Annotated in this window: 14 protein-coding genes; all 14 read left to right on the plus strand. The window is 51.9% G+C overall.

Features of this window, described 5'->3' with window-relative positions; translation table 11 throughout:
* Positions 1 to 3 precede the first annotated feature (3 nt).
* Positions 4 to 1,473: a sulfatase family protein gene (locus SCARR_RS00630; RefSeq protein ID WP_136059611.1), complete on the plus strand. Its 1,470-nt coding sequence runs from the start codon at positions 4 to 6 to the stop codon at positions 1,471 to 1,473.
* Positions 1,474 to 1,536: 63 nt separating this feature from the next.
* Positions 1,537 to 1,668, plus strand: a complete 132-nt coding sequence (locus SCARR_RS29005; RefSeq protein ID WP_281281081.1) for a hypothetical protein — start codon at positions 1,537 to 1,539, stop codon at positions 1,666 to 1,668.
* Entirely contained in the window at positions 1,665 to 3,020 is a 1,356-nt protein-coding gene (locus SCARR_RS00635) for a sulfatase family protein (RefSeq protein ID WP_168432863.1), read from the plus strand. The genes SCARR_RS29005 and SCARR_RS00635 overlap by 4 nt, the downstream gene beginning before the upstream one ends.
* Positions 3,021 to 3,031: 11 nt before the next feature.
* Complete coding sequence (locus SCARR_RS00640) at positions 3,032 to 4,927, plus strand: right-handed parallel beta-helix repeat-containing protein (RefSeq protein WP_136059613.1); 1,896 nt, start codon at positions 3,032 to 3,034, stop codon at positions 4,925 to 4,927.
* 129 nt (positions 4,928 to 5,056) lie between these two features.
* Positions 5,057 to 5,701, plus strand: coding sequence for a TlpA disulfide reductase family protein (locus tag SCARR_RS00645; protein ID WP_168432864.1), 645 nt, complete (start codon positions 5,057 to 5,059; stop codon positions 5,699 to 5,701).
* A gap of 67 nt (positions 5,702 to 5,768) precedes the next feature.
* Positions 5,769 to 7,061 carry a prolyl oligopeptidase family serine peptidase gene (locus tag SCARR_RS00650; RefSeq protein ID WP_168432865.1) on the plus strand — a complete coding sequence of 431 codons (1,293 nt, stop codon included), beginning with the start codon at positions 5,769 to 5,771 and terminating at the stop codon, positions 7,059 to 7,061.
* Entirely contained in the window at positions 7,051 to 8,265 is a 1,215-nt protein-coding gene (locus SCARR_RS00655) for a glycosyl hydrolase family 28-related protein (protein WP_136059616.1), read from the plus strand. The genes SCARR_RS00650 and SCARR_RS00655 overlap by 11 nt, the downstream gene beginning before the upstream one ends.
* Before the next feature lie 110 nt (positions 8,266 to 8,375).
* On the plus strand, positions 8,376 to 9,863 hold the full coding sequence (locus SCARR_RS00660; RefSeq protein WP_136059617.1) for an alpha-L-fucosidase: 1,488 nt from the start codon (positions 8,376 to 8,378) through the stop codon (positions 9,861 to 9,863).
* Positions 9,863 to 11,446, plus strand: a complete 1,584-nt coding sequence (locus tag SCARR_RS00665) for a sulfatase (RefSeq protein ID WP_136059618.1) — start codon at positions 9,863 to 9,865, stop codon at positions 11,444 to 11,446. Before SCARR_RS00660 ends, SCARR_RS00665 begins: the two co-directional genes overlap by 1 nt.
* Positions 11,447 to 11,454: 8 nt before the next feature.
* Positions 11,455 to 12,630 (plus strand): hypothetical protein, encoded by a 1,176-nt coding sequence (locus SCARR_RS00670; protein WP_136059619.1) that lies wholly within the window; start codon positions 11,455 to 11,457, stop codon positions 12,628 to 12,630.
* A 23-nt stretch (positions 12,631 to 12,653) separates the two neighbouring features.
* The gene (locus SCARR_RS00675; protein WP_136059620.1) at positions 12,654 to 14,198 is read left to right on the plus strand and encodes an alpha-L-fucosidase; all 1,545 of its coding nucleotides are present in this window, start codon (positions 12,654 to 12,656) and stop codon (positions 14,196 to 14,198) included.
* A 2-nt stretch (positions 14,199 to 14,200) separates the two neighbouring features.
* Complete coding sequence (locus SCARR_RS00680) at positions 14,201 to 15,718, plus strand: alpha-L-fucosidase (protein ID WP_136059621.1); 1,518 nt, start codon at positions 14,201 to 14,203, stop codon at positions 15,716 to 15,718.
* 14 nt (positions 15,719 to 15,732) lie between these two features.
* Positions 15,733 to 17,718: a glycoside hydrolase family 88 protein gene (locus SCARR_RS00685; RefSeq protein ID WP_136059622.1), complete on the plus strand. Its 1,986-nt coding sequence runs from the start codon at positions 15,733 to 15,735 to the stop codon at positions 17,716 to 17,718.
* Positions 17,718 to 19,109, plus strand: coding sequence for a BNR-4 repeat-containing protein (locus SCARR_RS00690; protein WP_222846114.1), 1,392 nt, complete (start codon positions 17,718 to 17,720; stop codon positions 19,107 to 19,109). Before SCARR_RS00685 ends, SCARR_RS00690 begins: the two co-directional genes overlap by 1 nt.
* The last annotated feature ends 5 nt before the right edge of the window (positions 19,110 to 19,114 follow it).

The following is a 19,114-nucleotide window of genomic DNA, read 5'->3' on the forward strand; positions in this document are numbered from 1 at the left end:
ATTATGAACAGGAGCGGATGGTTTGCATTAGCGCTGCTGGGGGCTGTTTCGGCCTGCGCGGAAAATACCCGGCCCAACTTCGTTCTGATGATGTGCGACGACCTTGGCTACGGGGATGTCGGGTTTAACGGCAACGACACGGTGCTGACGCCGCATCTGGACAAACTGGCAACGGATGGTGTTAACCTGACGCACTTTTATTCGATCGGTCCGGTGTGTTCGCCGACACGCACTTCGTTTGTAACTGGACGCCATTACTGGCGTATGGGCATTTGGAGTGCCAACAAAGGGCACCTGCCTAAAGAAGAGTTTACGCTGGCCAAAATGCTGAAACAGAAGGGCTACACCACTGGTCATTTCGGCAAATGGCACATGGGCACGCTTAATCCCGAAACGTCGCCTAAAGGGAAAGGGCGCATGCCGAAAAAAAACTTTGCGCCGCCGTGGGAGCGCGACTATGACCGTTCGTTTGTCATGGAAGTGGCCGTTAAAACGTGGGAGCCGACCGAAGGCCGGCAGGCAAAGGATAATCCCTATTATGAAAACGGAAAGGTGACGACAGAGAATCTGAATGGAGATACTTCCCGTATCATCATGGATCGAGCGATTCCGTTCATTCAGGAAGCGGCAAAAAGCGACACGCCGTTTTTATCTGTAATCTGGTTTAACGCACCGCATAAAGATGTGGAAGCGGGGCCGGAGCATCTGGCCCGCTATGAAGGCTTCGGCGAAGCCGCGCATTATCTGGGCTGTATTTCCGGGGTGGATGATCAGGTCGGCCGTTTGCGGGAAGAACTCGAACGATTGGGTATCGCCGACGATACCGTCCTGTTGTTTACCAGCGATAACGGCCCGGTGGGCAACAAAGTTAAAACCCGCGAAGAATACATGAAGCAGAAGGGGCGGGTTGCTGGATCTTCTGGCGGATTCACCGGAGGCAAGCGCACGATTCATGAAGGCGGCGTCCGCGTGCCGGGACTCGCGTACTGGCCGGGCGTGACCCAACCGGGCTCTGTGATCGATGTCCCTATGTCCGTGCTCGATTATCTACCAACCATTGGAAGCTATGTGGGGGCCAAGCTGCCGGAAGACCGGATTCGCGACGGAGAAAACATCCTGCCGATCCTGAAGGGTGAAAAGAAGGTGCACGATAAATCCATTCCGTTCCGCCATCACAAACAGGCGTGGTTGGTGAAGGGGAAATATAAACTGATCATTGAGTCGGCGGATGATACGTCAAACGATCTGTTGTTTGATCTGACCACCGACAAGACAGAGGCCAATAATGTAGCGTCCCGCTATCCTGAAAAAGTGGTGGAGATGCGGAAGGAGATTCTTGCCTTCCTGGCGTCTGCGGAAAAGAGCCATGCCGGCGAAGAATACAACACGGATTTCCAACCTGTGGAAACTTGGGTTCCGCTCGGAATCGACTATCAGGAAAGGAAGAAGAGTGGAAAAACAAAAGCTAAATAGGATGGCGAAGCTATGAGATGGGTTCTTTGCATAGCATGCGCGGGGCTATTCGCAATCTCCAGTATGGCAGAAACAAAGCCGAACATTATCTATATTCTGGCCGACGACATGGGCATCGGCGATGCGCAGTGCTATACAACAGCGACTGTAAATTTCCGACGCCGAATATTGATCGTCTGGCAGCGGAGGGGATGAAGTTTACCGATGCACACACCAGCGACACGATTTGTACGCCAACGCGCTACGGCATTCTCACGGGGCGTTATTCCTGGCGCTCGGGACTAAAGAAAGGGGTGCTGCGTGGGAATTCGCATCACTTGATCGATCCTGCACGCGAAACGGTGGCCAGCTTCTTGAAAAAACAGGGATACGCGACAGCCTGCATCGGCAAATGGCATTTGGGCATGGAGCTGCCGAAGAAATCTAAAAAGCCGGCTAATGGCCCTGCAAGCGAGGTGTTCGGGGTTTCTGAATTTGCGCCGAACGCGTATGGATTCGATTATTCTTGGGGCGTGGAAACCTTTAATCTGTCTCCGCACTGCTATGTGGAAAACGGGCAGGCGCTAGGTAACCTGGAATATATCGACTCCAAAGATGAAATTGCCGCGCGCGGCATTGAGGGCAATACCGGCTGGCTTGCCGATGACTTTAATCAGACCGAGGTGCTTGAAAAAACGGCCGATAAAACCTGCGGCTGGATCCGGGAACATGCTCAGGAACCGTTTTTTGCGTATATGCCGCTGAATGCGCCGCACTATCCGTTGATGCCGCGCGATGAGTTTCGCGGCAAGAGCGGGCTCAGCCTGCACGGCGATTTTATGATGGAAGTCGACTGGGCCGTTGGTGAAGTGCTGAAAACACTCGATGAGTTGAAGCTGTCCGAGAATACGCTGGTTATCTTTACGTCCGATAACGGCATTGCGCACAAGGTGGGCAATGCAGAAATGCAGGCCAAAGGGCATTTTTCCTGCGGGATCTACCGCGGCTGCAAGGGCAATATATGGGAAGGCGGCCATCGCGTTCCGTTTTTGGTGCGCTGGCCGGTTACTGTGAAAGCCGGGGTAGGGAACAATGACCTGATTTGCACCACCGACCTGCTCGCAACGGTCGCGGACCTGTGCAAGGTGCCGTTGGCCGAAAACACCGGCGAAGACAGTGTCAGCTTTTTACGGGCGCTGAACGGACTTCCAATCCCTGGAAATGACAGCCGTGGCATCGTACACCATTCGGACCAAGGCACCTTTGCACTGCGTCGCGGGAAATGGAAGCTGGTTCTGGATGACGGCGGCCCTTCGCCGCGTGTTAATCCGAAAGATCAGCCGATTATCAATTCCGATGCAACGGTGATGCTGTTCGATATGGAAACCGACGAAGTCGAATCCACCAACGTTGCGGCTCAAAAACCGGAAACGGTGGATGCCATGATGAGAGAACTGGCTTCGATTGTTTTTAACGGCCGCAGTACGCCGGGCCCAACTCAGCAGAATGAAAAAGCATCCAAGGGGAAATGGACACAGGTTGACTCGCTTCGTTCGTATTGCAAATAAAGGGAATACCGATGAAACATCAGATTATCATAGCTCTTGGACTAATTCTCGCGACGCTGGTTTCTGCGAAGGAATACCATGTTTCAAAGCAGGGGGAGGACGGCAACTCAGGGAGTTCAAAGGCCCCCTTCTTAACCATTCAGGCGGCGGCGGATCGGGCTAAGCCCGGTGATGTCATTACCGTGCATGAAGGTATCTATCGTGAAAAGATTGTTCCGCCCCGCGGCGGAAAGTCGGATTCAAAACGAATTACCTATCAGGCAGCAAAAGATGAGGCGGTCCACATTAAAGGGTCCGAAGTCATCACGGGCTGGGAACCGGTGGAGGGGGACGTTTGGAAAGCGATGGTTCCGAACTCATTATTTAAAGGCCATAATCCCTATCAAATCCTGATTGAGGGCGACTGGTTTAATGATCGGGATCGGATTCACCACACCGGCGAGGTGTATCTGAGTGGGAAGGCGCTGTTCGAAAGCGCCACGCTGGAAAATGTGATGAAGTCTCGGATGGTTGAAAAAGCCTACAGGCCGGAGGATTCACTGTTTACCTGGTTCTGTGAGTCGGATGGAAAAACGACGACCCTTTACGCCAACTTCCAAGGTGCGGACCCGACTCAGGAATTGATTGAAATCAATGCCCGCAACAGCTGTTTTTATCCGGCCGAAACCGGAATTAACTATATCACCATCCGTGGTTTTCGGATGAGTCAGGCGGCTGCAAACTGGGCGGCTCCAACCGCAGAGCAGGTGGGGTTGATTGGAACCTTCTGGAGCAAGGGCTGGATTATTGAAAACAATGTGATCAGTGATTCCAAGTGTTCCGGCATTACCCTCGGTAAAGACCGTGCATCCGGGCACAACGTTTGGACCAAAGAAAAAGAGCGGGATGGTTCCGTTTTGTATATTGAAATGATCATGAAGCTCGCTAAGGAAGGGTGGTCCAAAGAGACTGTCGGTTCCCATATTGTGCGGGGCAATACAATTTTCAACTGCGGTCAAACAGGCATCTGCGGAAGTTTGGGATGCGCATTCAGTGAAATCAGCGGCAACCATATTTACGACATTCATACCCAAAGGCAATTCGCTGGAGCGGAAATCGCCGGCATTAAGTTCCATGGCCCGATTGATGTGATTATTCGGAATAACCTGATCCACAATACCTTTCGGGGCATGTGGATGGATTGGATTGTTCAGGGAACGCGGGTTTCTTCCAATGTATTGTTTGATAACTACAGTTGCGATGTTCTGGCCGAGGTGAACCATGGGCCGTGCGTGTTTGATAACAATATCTTTTTGTCCGGCCTTATCAATCGCTCACAAGGCAGTACATTTGTCCATAACCTGATTGCGGGGAAGAATGCCGTCCTGACGGGCGAGCGCTACACACCCTATAATTATCCGCATTCGACGGAAATCAAGGGGTTTGCCTTTGTTCAGTGTGGTGATGATCGTTTTTACAACAACATTTTTCTCCAGCAGGACCATCGCACCCGGAACTTTGGCACCAAAAACTATGGTCTGGGGCTTGGCGCGTTTAATAATGTTGAAAACCTATTGCCCATGTTCACAGGCGGTAATTTGTATTACAAAGGCACAGAGCCGTTCGGTTCAGAGGAAGGATCGCTTTCGGTAGAGGATGTCGATCCGGTTGCAAAAATCGTTGAAGAAGGCGGACAGTTTTTCCTTGAGATCGACCTGGATGACTCCGTATCCAGAGTAAATACGTCGTTGGTTGCCACCGAGTCGCTCGGCCAATCCTTTATTGCCCGCGCACCGTTCGAGAATCCGGATGGTTCATCCATGAAGATTAATCTCGACCTGCTGGGGAAGAAGCGGAATTCCCCGTCTCCAACGGCAGGACCTTTGGGCCAAATCGGGCCGGGTGCCAATAAAATTAGGGTGTGGTAAACAAAAGTTTAACTATGAACAGGGAGCGGCGCAGATTGCCCCGCCTCGTTCCTGTCTCAAATGAATCTGAACTTTATGAAGTTCAATCACGTAATGTCAGAATAACTGAAAATGAAAGAAGGGAACGCCATGCACACAAAGAAGATCACTGGGAAAAGCACGATGGTCTTGCTTGTGATCGGGGTAGCGTTGGGATTCATTTCGGTAGGATGGAGCGGCTCGTCCAGTGCAACGACCGAAGATGCCGCCATGGAGCCGGGCAAAAACCCGTGTATAGCGGAGATCCCCAATACCCCCAAAACCAAGAAGGGGAAAAAGGATAAGCCACAGCGTAAACCACGGCTCAAAGTTGGAGATGTTCCTCCGCCGTTCCAATCGAAGGAATGGTTGGGTGCGGAGATCCCTCCGACTTGGAAAAGCTTGAAAGGAAAGGTCGTCTTGATTGATTTTTGGGCAACCTGGTGCGAACCCTGTGTTGAAGGCATTCCAGAGATCAATGAACTCCAGGAAAAATATCGAGACCAAGGGCTGGTGGTGTTGGGAATCACGTGGGAACAAGCCGATGTGGTCCGCGAGTTCATAAAGGAGATTGAGATGAAGTATCCCGTCGGATGCGGCGGCACTCTGGCCAAGGATCTTCGCGTCAGGGGCTTCCCGTCGCTGTTCCTGTTTGGACGGGATGGAAAATTCCTCTGGAAAGGCAATCCGGCCTATGGAGAACAGGAAGTCAAAATAGTCGAAGCGTTGAAAATCCCCGTGAAGGCAACGCCTTGACGAGCTTCGACGTCGGACAGAATGCCGATGGAAATTTAAAATAGCCGAACCGATGAGGCAGCAACCAATGAAAACCTGTTCAGTCTTCTTAGTTATATGTGCCGTTGCAGGTGTCGCCATAGCCGCGCGATCGGAGAATCCTTCAAACAGTCAACGCGGTGATCCATTTGTTTTTTGGGACCCGATATTCGACCAACAGCATGAGCAGACCGGCACCTATCGGGTCAGCTGCCCTGGCCTTCCTTCAGCCTTATGGAATACCATTGCGGTTCCACTGGGAGAGCAACCGGTCGATGCGCTCAAGAATCCTTTGACCTATCGGTATGGCTCCGACAAAGCCGCCGTCAAGAAGGCCAAGACCAAAAAGGAGAAGGAGGAGCTGAGCAAGTTCAGGCGATTCGAGGGCGAACCGGTCGTTTTTACGGTTTGCGCACCCACGGACATTGAACCCGGAGAACCCCTCGGACTGATCTTTTATTTATCCCCCAAGCAAGGAGCCCTGGATAAAGATTCCGGGCATCGCTTCACGTATGTCGTCGATGACAGGCGGATGGTCACGATGACCGCCAACCTCTCAGGCAATTATGATTCGGTTGCGTGGCGGGTCGCGTGTGCATTGGCTGGGGTGGAACTGGCAAAGCGAAGGTACAACATTCGCCCCGATCGGGTCTACGCAACCGGTTCTTCTGGCGGGGGCCGGGTCACAAGCTACATCATGTTGCGCTACCCGGAAATCTTTACGGGCGCCATGCCGAATTGCGGCTTCTATTCCTTCGCGACTTGGGAGCCTTCGAACATACCGCCGGAATCGCTTGAGCGTTTTTACACGTCCTCGCGGCTGGCCGTGATCGAAGGAAAAGATGACTTCAACCGCGCTGAATCGAAGGAAAACTACGACTTCTATAAGGCTAAGATGTCGATGGCAACATATATAGAAGATCCCAATGCAGGTCATGGAGTCCGTGATCCCGTTTACCTCGACAAGGCTATCGATTTTCTGGACAGTCCGCTTTCGGCCGAAGGCGAAGCGGCGTGGGCGAAGATCAAGCCGGGAATCGGCGACGCGAAACGCAGGGGAGAAATACTCGCCGCCCTTCGTCCCTATCGCGGCGTAATGTTCAACCAGCCTTGGGGAGCGGAAGCCCTGCCCGCACTCAATGATTTGAGCACAGCCTATCGCGGAGAATTAAAGCAAGCGGAAGAAGCGGTCGGAGCACAGAGCCCGAAGGTGGCGAAGAAGGCTATTGATGAGTTTGAAATGGTGTGGGGAGTGGCAGCAAAAGGCGATGTTGTTCGACTGAGGGAAAAAGTGGCCAATGGAATAGCGGGCAAGATTCAGGGAAAAAATTATGAAAAATAAACGAAGGGCCTATCTGTTGTTTTTAGGGTTTGTTGTGACGGTTCTCGCCGAACCAGCAGAGCAAGATTTTTATAAAGATACTATTCAGCAAGTCAGCAGGTCGGTGAATCTGGTTAAGGATTATGGAGCGAGCGGATCGGACGACGCGGATGACTCAGCGGCTTTGCAGAAAGCGGTCGACGAGATGACGGTGCTGCCGGATGGCGGTAAAATCATGATTCCCCAAGGCCGGTTTATTCTGGACGACATTCAGATCAAATCGAATGTCCACATTGAGGTTGATCCGGAAGCGGTGCTGGTTCCTCCTGGGCTTGGAATTATGTTTTCGATGGGCAGGGACGCGGCTGCGAATAACTGCAGTATCCGGGGGGCTGGAGGTCGGCGATATACGGTGGATCTTACATCGATTCCTGCCGGGCGCACGATGCGGATGGGCTTTGTGAATTGCAAGGACGTGGATAATTTCATGATTTCGGATTTTAATGTCCTGGATAATTTCACCGCGCTTTCATCCCTGACGTTTAATCTGGCCGAACGGGACGGCAACTATTTCCGAGCTCGGAACGGAGTCGTCAAAAACGGGAATGTGGATAAAGGGCATTATGGCTACGGGGTTGTTCAGGCGCAGGCCGGATATAACATTCTGTTTAAAGATCTTTCAGCAACCGGGGGAATCACCCTGCGTCTGGAAACCGGTGCCAAAGGGGTGACCTTTGCCCCGGCGGATATGAATCTGGATCAGATCTTCGGCCGGAACATTTCAATTGCCAACGGGCACGGCGGCGTCATGATGGGATCCCATGTTCGACAGAACGGGCACGTTGATATTGATGGCGTTTATGCTGAAAGTGCGATTCTAGCCGCTTCGGCGGGGGTGGGGTTTGCGAACGCCGAGCAGGTCGCTGCGGGGCTCAAGCCAGGACGCTTTGCTCCCTCCAGCATCATCAGGAATGTGCATGCGGTTTATGGGGAAAAGGCGCAGCTCAAGCCTAAGAATTTCCCGGAGGTTCCAGCACCGCTTCAGGATCGCATTTCAAAAACGTTGAACCCGGACGGTGTCAGTTACGACGGCCCTTCGGTTGCCGCTGCCGCCACCACAGATCCTAAGATCAGAATACTCAATGTGACCATGGAAGGATTTGAGCATCAGCCCGATCGGATCATCACGGAACGGAAGAGGCCATGGAGAAAGGGCAGGAACTAGAACAGTTCCGGCTATTATGCACAGAATGAGAGGGGAGACTGTTTCGGTTGCTTCTTTCGGCTTGTATAAGGAATAGACGAGTTAAACATACCTTGAACAGGAGAAGGAAGATGGCCAAGACAGCATGGTTTTTATTGTGTTTTACGGTTCTGCTGAATACGCAGGCAAAGGCGGAGGAGTTCCGCTACGAACCCGACTGGGATTCGATTCGCAGCCATTATCAGGTGCCGGAATGGTTCAGGGATGCCAAGTTCGGCATTTTCCTGCATTGGGGCCCGTACGCTGTTCCGGCCTATGGCGGCGAAAAATATCCCAAATACATGTACTACAAAGGTCGCGAGAAGCACGGCTACAACCACTTTAAGCATCACGAGGAAACCTACGGGAAGCATTCTGAGTTCGGTTACAAGGATTTTATTCCTATGTTCAAGGCTGAAAACTTCAATGCTGAAGAATGGGTGGCTCTGTTCAAGGAAGCAGGGGCAAAATATGTGGTTCCGGTTGCTGAGCACCACGATGCCTTCGCCATGTATGCCTCGAAGCATACCAAGTGGAATGTAGCGGAAATGGGGCCGAAGAAGGACACCATGCGCATGCTGGCCGATGCGACCCGCGCAGCGGGCCTGAAGTTCGGTGCGTCGTCGCATTATGCCAATAGCAGAAACTATTACAGTAAAAAGGACCCGAGCTGGGATACCAGTGATCCGGCAAATCAGGGCCTTTACTGGAAGGCCTCGGAAAAGGGGCTGGCAGAGCCCAGCCAGGAATTTAAGGACCACTGGTGGGATCGCACTACCGATATCATCGACCAGTACGAGCCGGATGTTCTCTGGTTCGACTTTGGTCTCGACAAGCCCGGCTGGCAGAGCGTGCACAAGAAAATTCTCGCCTACTACTACAACAAGGGACTCGATTGGAACAAGGGCGTCGTTTTTCAGGACAAGAACATGAAAGGCGCAAAATCGTTCCCCGAAGATTTGATTGTGCTTGATATCGAACGTGGTCGCATGTCGGACATTCGCGAGCTTCCGTGGCAGACCGATACCGCGGTCGGCAAACGTTCGTGGGGCTACATTAAGAATGAGGAATACAAAACGTCCGGATACCTGATCGACGAGCTGATCGATATCGTCAGTAAAAACGGATGTCTGCTGCTCAATATTGGGCCCAAGGCCGACGGCACGATTCCGGATCAGGACCAAGCGATCCTGAAAGAAATCGGTGTATGGATGACGCTCAACGGAGAGGCCATCTACAGTACGCGCCCGTGGAAAATTTACGGCGAAGGCCCCACGAAGGTTGCATCCGGAAACCATTCCGAGAGTGAAAATGCAGACAACGTTGCGGCCGACATCCGCTTTACTGTCAATGGGGACGTACTCTATGCCACTTCGCTGGGTTGGCCTGAAGATGGTGTCTTTACCGTTACATCACTGGCTAAAGGGAATCCGCATGAATCCCGGAAAATTAAGTCGGTCGAATTCATCAGCGGCTCCAATAAGACCAAATGGAAGCAGACGGCCGATGGATTGCGCATCAGCGTAAAAGGGAATCAACCCTGTGAAGCAGCGTACGTCTTTAAAATAGAGTTTAAATAATGAAACTTGCTGCATTGTTTGGTGGGTTGCTCTGTATCGCGGTTTCCGTGACGGCAGAGCAGATGCCGAATATCTTGTTGATCGTTATTGATGATATGAATACTTCGCTGGGCTGTTTTGATGGCCCGGCGATTACCCCGCACATCGATAGATTCAGTGAAGGGGCGCTGAAATTCACCTCCGCCTACTCCGCCTGCCCGTCGTGTAATCCCTCGCGTGTATCCATGCTGACCGGTGTGCGCCCGGAGGTCAGCAAGGTCTTTTCCAATTCGCAGCATTTCCGCAAAACCGAAGAGGCGAAGGATCTAGTGACGCTTCCGCAGTTTCTCAAGAACAATGGATACAATACGGTTGTTGCGGGCAAGATCTTTCACGGGCGGTTGAAAAAAGAAAACGACCCTGAGTCCGATTCGGATCCCAGATCCTGGACGTACCAGCCGGTCGTCGATTTCGGCGATTATTACGGCAAAAACTTTTATGATGAGTTTCTCGATTCGGATTGGGTGCCCGAGTGGGTCGGCCGCGCAAATCCGGACATGCCTTTGGCAGAGCGGAAAAAAATCAAAGAGGCATGGGCATTTGGTCCCACAGACGTTAGTCCCGAAAATACGCTCGACTTTAATTCCGCCCGATTCTGCGCGGATTTCCTGACTGGAAATAAATCCAATCCGCAGGTAGCGCTTGCCCCGGACGTGGAAGAAAAACCGTTTTTCTTAGCGTGTGGAATCTTCCGGCCGCATATTCCAATCATTGCGCCGCGGGAGTTTTTTGATCTCTATACAAATGAAGAAGAGAAATGGCGGCTGGAACTTCCGAAAATTCCCGATGACGAAATGGCCGACCTTCCGGCATCCGTGCAAAAGAAAAAACAGTGGTTCATGACACACGTCCAGCATTCGCCGGATATATGGAAGGAACTGCGCCATGCCTATTTTGCAGCAACATCGTATGCCGATGCTGCCGTCGGTATCGTTTTGGATGGTTTGGCAAAAAGTACGTATGCGGATAACACGGTGGTGATTATTATCGGTGACCACGGATATCAGCTGGGTGAAAAGAACCGGGTCGGGAAATCGGTTAACTGGAAGGGCAGCTCCGGCACACCGATGATTGTTAAGGTCCCGGGCAAACCGGCCGGTGCAACGGATGTGCCGGTTTCGCTGATCGATATTTATCCGACCATCATGGAACTTTCAAATATGGACCCGCCACATCAGCTTTCGGGCGTGAGCCTGCTTCCGCTGCTGGAAAACCCGAACGCAAAACGGTCCGAACCGGTGGTGATTACCAACGCAGGATCGGGGAAAGATATCAGCGTGGTCAAAGACCATTGGCACTATATCAGTTATGGTGATGGATCTGAGGAGCTGTACGACCATCGCAAGGATTCCAAGGAGTGGAAAAACCTGTTGGCCAAAGGTATTCGTAATCCGGAATACGACTCCATCGTGAACAAACTCAAACCTTTCATTCCCAAAGAACGCGGCCTGCCGGAGGGATATACCTATGAACGCCGGTCCTACATGACCAAGGAGTGGGAAGGTCATCGGGAAACCACATCGAATAAACGAGCTGCAAACTAAGGTTTAGTATGAATAAACGATCTGTTGTTAGAATCATTCCAGCCGTTGCACTCATTCTTGTTTCAGTGCCGGCTTTAGTCGGTGCAAAAGGCGGTTACACGGAGCCTGAAAATTTCAAGCAGTTAAAAACGTACGAATTTGTCAATAAAGCCGGAAGTGATTCCAGTCGCCTTCAGGAGCTTATTGATGGACTTCCGGATCACCGGGGGATCATTTTGCTGAAGTCCAGTGACGATGAATATGCGTTGGGAGGCATTGTACTTGCATCGGACATTCACATCCGTATGGAACCGGGTGTTCGGATCAGGAAAGACAATGTCAAGGGAGCCAACGTTTTCAACCTAACGGGGGAGAATATGAGCATTGTTGGTGCTTCCCCTTCGGACAAAGCGGTCATTGCGGTAGACGGAGATTCTGATAATCCGGATCAACAGTCATTTCGAGCTTTCGGAGCGAAAGAGGTTACAAATTTCTGGATTGCGAATATTTTCATCGATGAAAAAGACACCCGCTTTTCAACGATCATGACGCAAAACACGGCGAGTGATGGTACGATCGAAAACATTACTATGACGGGCGCCGGCCCTGGTTGGGGACTCCTGCAGATGCAGGGTGGAGCCAATATTATTGCGCGGAATCTTGATGGGCAGGGCGGGTTTACGCTGCGGCTCGAGCAGGGATCTGCCACGGCACCGGGCGGCATCCAGAATCTGCAAGCTTCAAATATTATCGGACGCCACGGCCGGGCTGCGGTTTTGATTGCTCCGAAAAGTGCTGTAAACGGGAAGGCCGTTATTGAAAATGTTACGTCGTATGGCTGCCAGTGGGCCGTGCATGCCAGCAGCGGTAAAGAAGACGGAGTCTTTGAAAATGTGCTGATCAAAGGGAAGATCACAGCCCGCTATGATGATCACGGCAGCCAGTTCCGCACGCTTTCCCGAAAAATGAACAATGTTCAGTTTTTGCCGGAGGATATTCAGAAAAAAGTCACGGTCATTCCGGGCTATGGAAGGAATAAGTTTTCAACCGGTGCTTCTTCAGGAGCGGTCAAGGTTGCGCCCGTGGATTGGATTGTCATCGACAAGGATGCCGTCATTGAACGCCGCGGTTTCCCGTTTAAGGATCCGGATATCATCACGGATGCGTATTACCTCGATATTATTTCAAAAAAGGGTAATCGGTAGGATTGTTAAAAAAGGAGATAGAGATGCTTAAAGTGATTCGAGTTGTATGTTGTTTGGTTGTGGTGGTGTCGATTTCGTTGGGTGGCGGGCGACAGCCGAAAGAAGAATTCAGGTATGAGGCCGACTGGGATTCGATCCGGAGTCAGTATCAAGTGCCGGAATGGTTCCGCGATGCAAAGTTCGGCATCTTTCTTCATTGGGGCCCCTATACCGTGCCGGCCTATGCCACGACAAAATATGGCAAATACATGTATTATTCACACTGGACGAATCCACGGGGACAGTCGGCCTACGAGCATCACATTAAAACCTACGGCCCTCACTCGGAGTTCGGCTATAAGGATTTTATTCCGATGTTTAAAGCCGAAAAGTTTGACGCCGAGGCCTGGGTGGACCTCTTCAAAGAGGCAGGTGCAAAGTATGTGGTGCCGGTTGCTGAGCATCATGATAATTTTGCCATGTACAACTCAACGGTTACCCGTTGGAATGTGGTCAACATGGGCCCGAAGAAGGACACCATGCGCATGCTGGCCGATGCGACTCGCAGCGCGGGTTTGAAATTCGGCTGTTCTTCGCATCTGGCGACGGGCCGCAACTTTTTCAGTAAGAAGGATCCGACCTTTGATACCAACAATCCGGACGACTGGGATCTCTATATGCCGCCCACCGAAAAAGGGTCACCGCCGAGCAAAGAGCATCTGGAACTGTGGTGGAACCGCACGACCGACATTATTGATCAGTATGAGCCGGACATCCTTTGGTTTGATTTTGGAATCGATAAGCCGGGCTGGGAGTCCATCCACAAACCGATCCTTGCCTACTACTACAACAAAGGTCTTGAGTGGAACAAAGGCGTCGTCTTTCAGGACAAGAATATGAACAAAACCTCACGCATAGACGGGAAGTTTTTTCATGACACATCGGTGAAATCGTTTCCAGAGGATTTGATTGTGCTTGATCTGGAGCGGGGCCGTATGAGCGGAATTCGCGATCTTCCTTGGCAGACGGATACCGCCACCGCAGAAAACTCCTGGAGCTATATCCAAGGCGTGACATTCAAAACCTCCGGATCCCTGCTGGATGAGCTGATCGATATTGTCAGTAAAAACGGATGCCTGTTGCTCAATGTCGGCCCGAAATCAGACGGAACGATCACCAAAGAAGAAACGGCAATCCTGAAAGAGATGGGGGCCTGGTTGAAGCTCAACGGTGAAGTGATTTACAAAACCCGCCCGTGGAAAATCTTTGGCGAAGGGCCGACCCAGGTCAGTGCCGGAAGCCACTCCGAACAAGAAAATGTTGAGAATGTCGCTGCCGACATTCGCTTCACCATCCATGGTGACACGCTTTATGCCACCTCACTGGCCTGGCCGGAAGACGGCGTCTTCACCATTAAATCACTCGCCAAAGGCAACCCGTACGAATCCCGCGAAATCAAGTCAGTCGAATTCATCAGCGGCGGTAAAAAAGTAAAATGGGAACAATCCGATGAAGGACTGGTCATCCGGACGAAAGGCAACAAGCCCTGCGAAGCGGCCTATGCCTTTCGTATTCATTTCAAGGATTGAAAATGAAGCGGCTGATCACAACACTCCTCGTCGGTTTTGTATTGAGCACCCAGGCGGAGGAGTTTCGCTACGAGCCGGACTGGGGCTCTATCCGCTCGCATTACAAGTGCCCGGAATGGTTCCGCGACGCGAAGTTCGGTATCTTCGTGATCTGGGGGGCGTTTTCCGTGCCGGAGGTCAGCAGCGAAAAATACGGCAAGGGGATCTACCAGGAAAGCTGGACTCGTGGCGGGGTGAATCCTTGGAGCTACCATCGTGAGCACTATGGCGATCCGTCCGAGTTTGGGTACAAGGATCTCTTCCCGCTGTTCAAAATGGAAAAATATGATCCCGTCGCGTGGGCTTCTCTGTTCAAGGAGGCCGGAGCCCGCTATGTGGTTCCCATGGCGGACTATCATGATGCCTATGCAATGTATGCCTCGAAGCTGACTCGATGGAATGTGGTCGAGATTGGACCGAAAAAAGACATCATGCGTATGCTCGAACAGGCAGTGCGCGCCGAAGGCATGAAGTTTGGAGTTTCATCGCACCTGGCGCTTAGCCGCGGATACTATCCCAAAAGGGATCCAGATTGGGACGTCAATGATCCGCAGTATCAGGATCTTTACTGGAAGCCGATAGAGAAAGGTTCAAAGCCTAGCCAGGAGTTTCTCGACCAGTGGTGGGCCCGCACCACCGAGGCCATCGATATGTATGAACCGGATCTGCTCTGGTTCGACTTCGGCTTGGATAAGCCCGGATTTGAATCTGTGCATGCTCCCATTCTGGCATACTACTACAACAAGGGGCTGGAGTGGGGGAAAGAGGTTGTTTTCCAGGGTAAGAACATGAACAAAACCAAGCGCGTAGACGGGAAGTTTGTTCAGGATCATTCGGTAAAGTCGTTTCCGGAAGATTTGATTGTGCTCGATCTAGAGCGCGGCCGCATGAGCGACATCAATCCGCGCCCATGGCAGACCGATACCTCGGTCGGAAAGATCTCCTGGGGATACATCAACCACGAGGAATACAAAACCTCCGGCTACTTGATTGATGAGCTTGTCGATATCGTCAGCAAGAACGGCAGCCTGCTGCTCGCAACCGGACCCAAGGCGGATGGAACGATTGCCGACGAGTCAAAAGCGATCTTTCTGGAAATTGGCGCGTGGCTGAAAGTCAACGGCGAGGCCATCTATGACACGCGCCCATGGAAACTATTCGGTGAAGGCCCCACCAAAGTCAGTGCTGGTAACCATTCCGAGCACGAAAACGTGGACAACGTTGCCGCCGACATCCGCTTCACTACCAATGCCGATATACTGTATGCAACGTCGTTGGCCTGGCCGGAAGACGGTGTCTTCAGAATCAAGTCGCTGGCGAAGGGCAACCCGCACGAATCCCGCGAGCTCAAGTCGGTGTACTCCATCAGCGGCGGAAAGAAAGCTAAATGGGAGCAGACCGACGATGAACTGGTGATCCGGACCAAAGGCGGCAAGCCCTGCGAAGCGGCCTATGCCTTTCGTATTGAGTTCAAAAAATAGTGGAAGAATATCGTATGCTGAAAAATATACTTAGCTCCTTGCTCCTCTGCAGTTCCGTGCTGTGCTCAAACGGTGCAGAGCTTGTTCAAGTCGTTTTATTGGGAGGCCAGTCGAACATGGCCGGCGCGGGGAACTATAATGCTCTATCCGATGCAGATAAGGCACGGATTAAGGCGGTCTCCTCATGCGTTCTGCTCAGCCGAAACGGCGAAGCACCTATACCGCTGACCTATACCATCTCAAAAGGACACTTGAAGAAAAATGGATACGCCGAGAGTTTCGGTCCGGAAATGTTTATCGGCGTCACACTGGCCGAAGCGAATCCGGAGCAGGAATATTTGTTTATTAAATACTCGATGGGCGGTACGTCGCTCTATGGTGCGTGGAATCCGGAATGGACGCAGGAAAAAGCTCAGGCCGTTGAAAAAGGCGAGGCAAAGCAGGCCCGGAAGTTGTATAGCGAGCATATTGCTGCCATTAAGGAAAACCTGACCGCACTGGAAAAGGCGGGGAAAAGCTACGAGATCATCGGCATGGTCTGGATGCAGGGCGAAAACGATGCCGCCCGTGAAATCTCCGCTCGAAGCTACGAGGCCAACCTTACAACACTGATTGCATCATATCGTGCCGAATTCAACGTGCCGGAAATGCCCGTTGTTTGCGGTCAAATCAACTCCGCCTATGGGAGTTTCCCGGAAGGTCCCGATATGGTCCGTACGGCTTTTGTCGACGTAGCCGACTCCGATCCGAACGTGGCGGTCATTCGCACTATGAAAGAACGGCCTCCGATGGATTTTCCAAAGGTGGACGGGGCCCATTATAATCAGGAAGGTCAGAAACGGTTGGGAACAGCCATGGGGCAAGCGCTGCTCTGCATGGTGACTGTACCTGAGCCTTCTCCGGAAGAGGTGAAAGTCCTGACCCAGAAGGTGGCTGATTGGCAAATTGAGACATTTGATGAGGCCTGGAAATATCGAGCCATAACAAAGGGTAGAATCGAGCAACGTAAAAAAGCGGGCACGTTGCAGGATAACTGGCCCGACCTCGCGTGGCACAACGGGGCACTTTATGCGGGCATGGTTCACTGGTGTGCCATCGCGGATAATCCGGCAAAATATACGGATTGGCTGAAGATGATCGGTGTGCGTAACGAGTGGACACTGTATACGAATCGTCCTTACCACGCGGATGATCACACGGTTGGTCAATTCTATACGTCGATGTATCAGGAGTTCAAGGATCCGGCGATGCTGAAAGCATTACAGAGCCATTTTGATTGGATTTTAGCCCATCCCAAAACCGGATCACTGATCACAGGGAAGGGAACCAAATCTCATGATCGTTGGGGCTGGTGCGATGCCCTCTTTATGGCGCCTCCAGCTTGGGCGCGTCTGGCCAAGATAACGGGCGATCGCATATACCTCAACTTCATGGATCAGGAATATCATACCTCCTATGACTTGCTGTGGAATACAGAAGCACGCCTCTTCTCGCGTGATTTCAAGAACTTCACCAAGTTCGAGAAAAACGGAAAAAAACTGTTCTGGGCGCGTGGAAACGGATGGGTTTTCGGAGGACTGGCCCTCATGATTCCGGAACTGCCGACTGACTGGGAAGGTCGTCCGTTCTACATCAACCTCTTCCAGGAAATGGCCGCCAGCCTGAAAAACTGCCAGCGACCAGACGGTACGTGGTCGATGGGCTTGCTCGGCGATATTGAAAGCTATCCCTCCAAAGACACCAGCGGCACCGCCTTTTTCACCTTCGGGCTGGCATGGGGCATTAATAACGGAATCTTGGATCGTGCGACCTACGAACCGGTCGCCCTGCATGGTTGGCAGGCGCTGACTGAGTGTATTACGCCAGAAGGATTTCTTGGTTATGTCCAGGCGACGGGTATTGGCCCGGGCAAAACATTTCCTGACAAAACCGAAGTCTATGGCATCGGCGCTTTCTTAGCAGCAGGCACCGAAGTCTACAAACTCGTCGGTGGCAAATAATGCACTGCATTAAAAATATGAAATACCTGACTTTATTTACACTCATGGCAACCACGGCCTGCATGGTTGCGAATGCAGCTAAACCCCAGAAGTATAACCGGAGCGCAGATCCGCACGCCTTCACCGTTTTCATGAAAGACGGCGGCTGGTGCTGGTATCAGGATCCGCGCGTCATCGCTCACGACGGGAAGTTGTTTATCGGCTCGGTCAAGGGGAATGACTCCGGTCCGGCGCTGGTCGGCATCTATAACTTAGATCAGAAGAAGCCGATCGGCACCGTTCTGATGCAAGATAATTTTGATAAGGACGATCACAACTCGCCGGTCTTTCACGTCCGGCCGGATGGCAGCGTGCTCTCCGTTTATGCCAAGCACGGACGGGATGTGTATCATTATTACCGCATTTCCGACCCGGTTGATCCGATGAAATGGAGCGAAGAATATAAGCATGCACTTGTTTCTTCCGATCCGAAGGATCATGTGACCTACATGAACCTGATGGAACTGAAGGACGAAGGGAAACTCTACAACTTTTACCGCGGTATCAACTATAACCCGACCTTCGAGACCTCCACGGATTCCGGAAAAACCTGGAGCGATGCGGTTCACTTCGTGCAAAGCGAGGTCGGCAAACGAGCCCGCCCCTATGCTCGGTATGTCGGCAATGGAATAGATACCATCCATGTTAGCACCACCGATGCGCATCCGCGCAATTACGGTAACAGTATCTACTATTTTGAGTTTCGCGATGGAAAATTCTTCAAGGCGGATGGGACCTTTATCAAGGACTTGAAAGACGGCCCCGTGCTTCCAAGTCAAACAGAGGTCGTCTATCATGGAACCGGACCGAAAGGGCCGAAATCACCCGAAGCCAAGGCGGCGAAAGGAAAGGGCGGCGCTGATAGCGCCGATGGCGCGGCATGGACCAGTTCGATCATGCTGGATGCCGAAGGCCATCCGCATATCGGATACACGCTCTACATCAGCCGGTATGATCACCGCTATCGCATCGCTTCATGGGACGGCACCCAATGGCTCGACCGTGAAGTCGCGTTCGGAGGAAACAACCTGCATAGCGGAGAAACCAGTTACACCGGTCTGATTACCATCGATCCGGTTGACCCGACGGCTGTTTATATTGCTACGGACGTGAATCCGACCACCGGCGAGGATCTTGATACCCAACACGAAATTTACCGCGCAAAAATCGGCTTGGCCGATGACGTTTCTTCCATTCAGTGGGAGGCGGTCACCCAAAATTCTCCGGTGATGAATATCCGCCCGGTTATCGTGAGGCACGGCGACAAGCGCATTGTCCTTTGGAATCGCGGCGAATTCGATGGGTTTAAGAACTACGACCTGGATACCGTAGGTTTTGTAGAACGAAAATAATTGAG

This window comes from Pontiella sulfatireligans (genome assembly GCF_900890705.1).
Classification (GTDB): Bacteria; Verrucomicrobiota; Kiritimatiellia; order Kiritimatiellales; family Pontiellaceae; genus Pontiella; species Pontiella sulfatireligans.

Coding starts and splice junctions, on each gene's coding strand:
- SCARR_RS00630 (WP_136059611.1), top strand. CDS start 4: ATGAACAGGAGCGGATGGTTTGCATTAGCGCTGCTGGGGGCTGTTTCG.
- SCARR_RS29005 (WP_281281081.1), top strand. CDS start 1,537: ATGGCAGAAACAAAGCCGAACATTATCTATATTCTGGCCGACGACATG.
- SCARR_RS00635 (WP_168432863.1), top strand. CDS start 1,665: ATGAAGTTTACCGATGCACACACCAGCGACACGATTTGTACGCCAACG.
- SCARR_RS00640 (WP_136059613.1), top strand. CDS start 3,032: ATGAAACATCAGATTATCATAGCTCTTGGACTAATTCTCGCGACGCTG.
- SCARR_RS00645 (WP_168432864.1), top strand. CDS start 5,057: ATGCACACAAAGAAGATCACTGGGAAAAGCACGATGGTCTTGCTTGTG.
- SCARR_RS00650 (WP_168432865.1), top strand. CDS start 5,769: ATGAAAACCTGTTCAGTCTTCTTAGTTATATGTGCCGTTGCAGGTGTC.
- SCARR_RS00655 (WP_136059616.1), top strand. CDS start 7,051: ATGAAAAATAAACGAAGGGCCTATCTGTTGTTTTTAGGGTTTGTTGTG.
- SCARR_RS00660 (WP_136059617.1), top strand. CDS start 8,376: ATGGCCAAGACAGCATGGTTTTTATTGTGTTTTACGGTTCTGCTGAAT.
- SCARR_RS00665 (WP_136059618.1), top strand. CDS start 9,863: ATGAAACTTGCTGCATTGTTTGGTGGGTTGCTCTGTATCGCGGTTTCC.
- SCARR_RS00670 (WP_136059619.1), top strand. CDS start 11,455: ATGAATAAACGATCTGTTGTTAGAATCATTCCAGCCGTTGCACTCATT.
- SCARR_RS00675 (WP_136059620.1), top strand. CDS start 12,654: ATGCTTAAAGTGATTCGAGTTGTATGTTGTTTGGTTGTGGTGGTGTCG.
- SCARR_RS00680 (WP_136059621.1), top strand. CDS start 14,201: ATGAAGCGGCTGATCACAACACTCCTCGTCGGTTTTGTATTGAGCACC.
- SCARR_RS00685 (WP_136059622.1), top strand. CDS start 15,733: ATGCTGAAAAATATACTTAGCTCCTTGCTCCTCTGCAGTTCCGTGCTG.
- SCARR_RS00690 (WP_222846114.1), top strand. CDS start 17,718: ATGCACTGCATTAAAAATATGAAATACCTGACTTTATTTACACTCATG.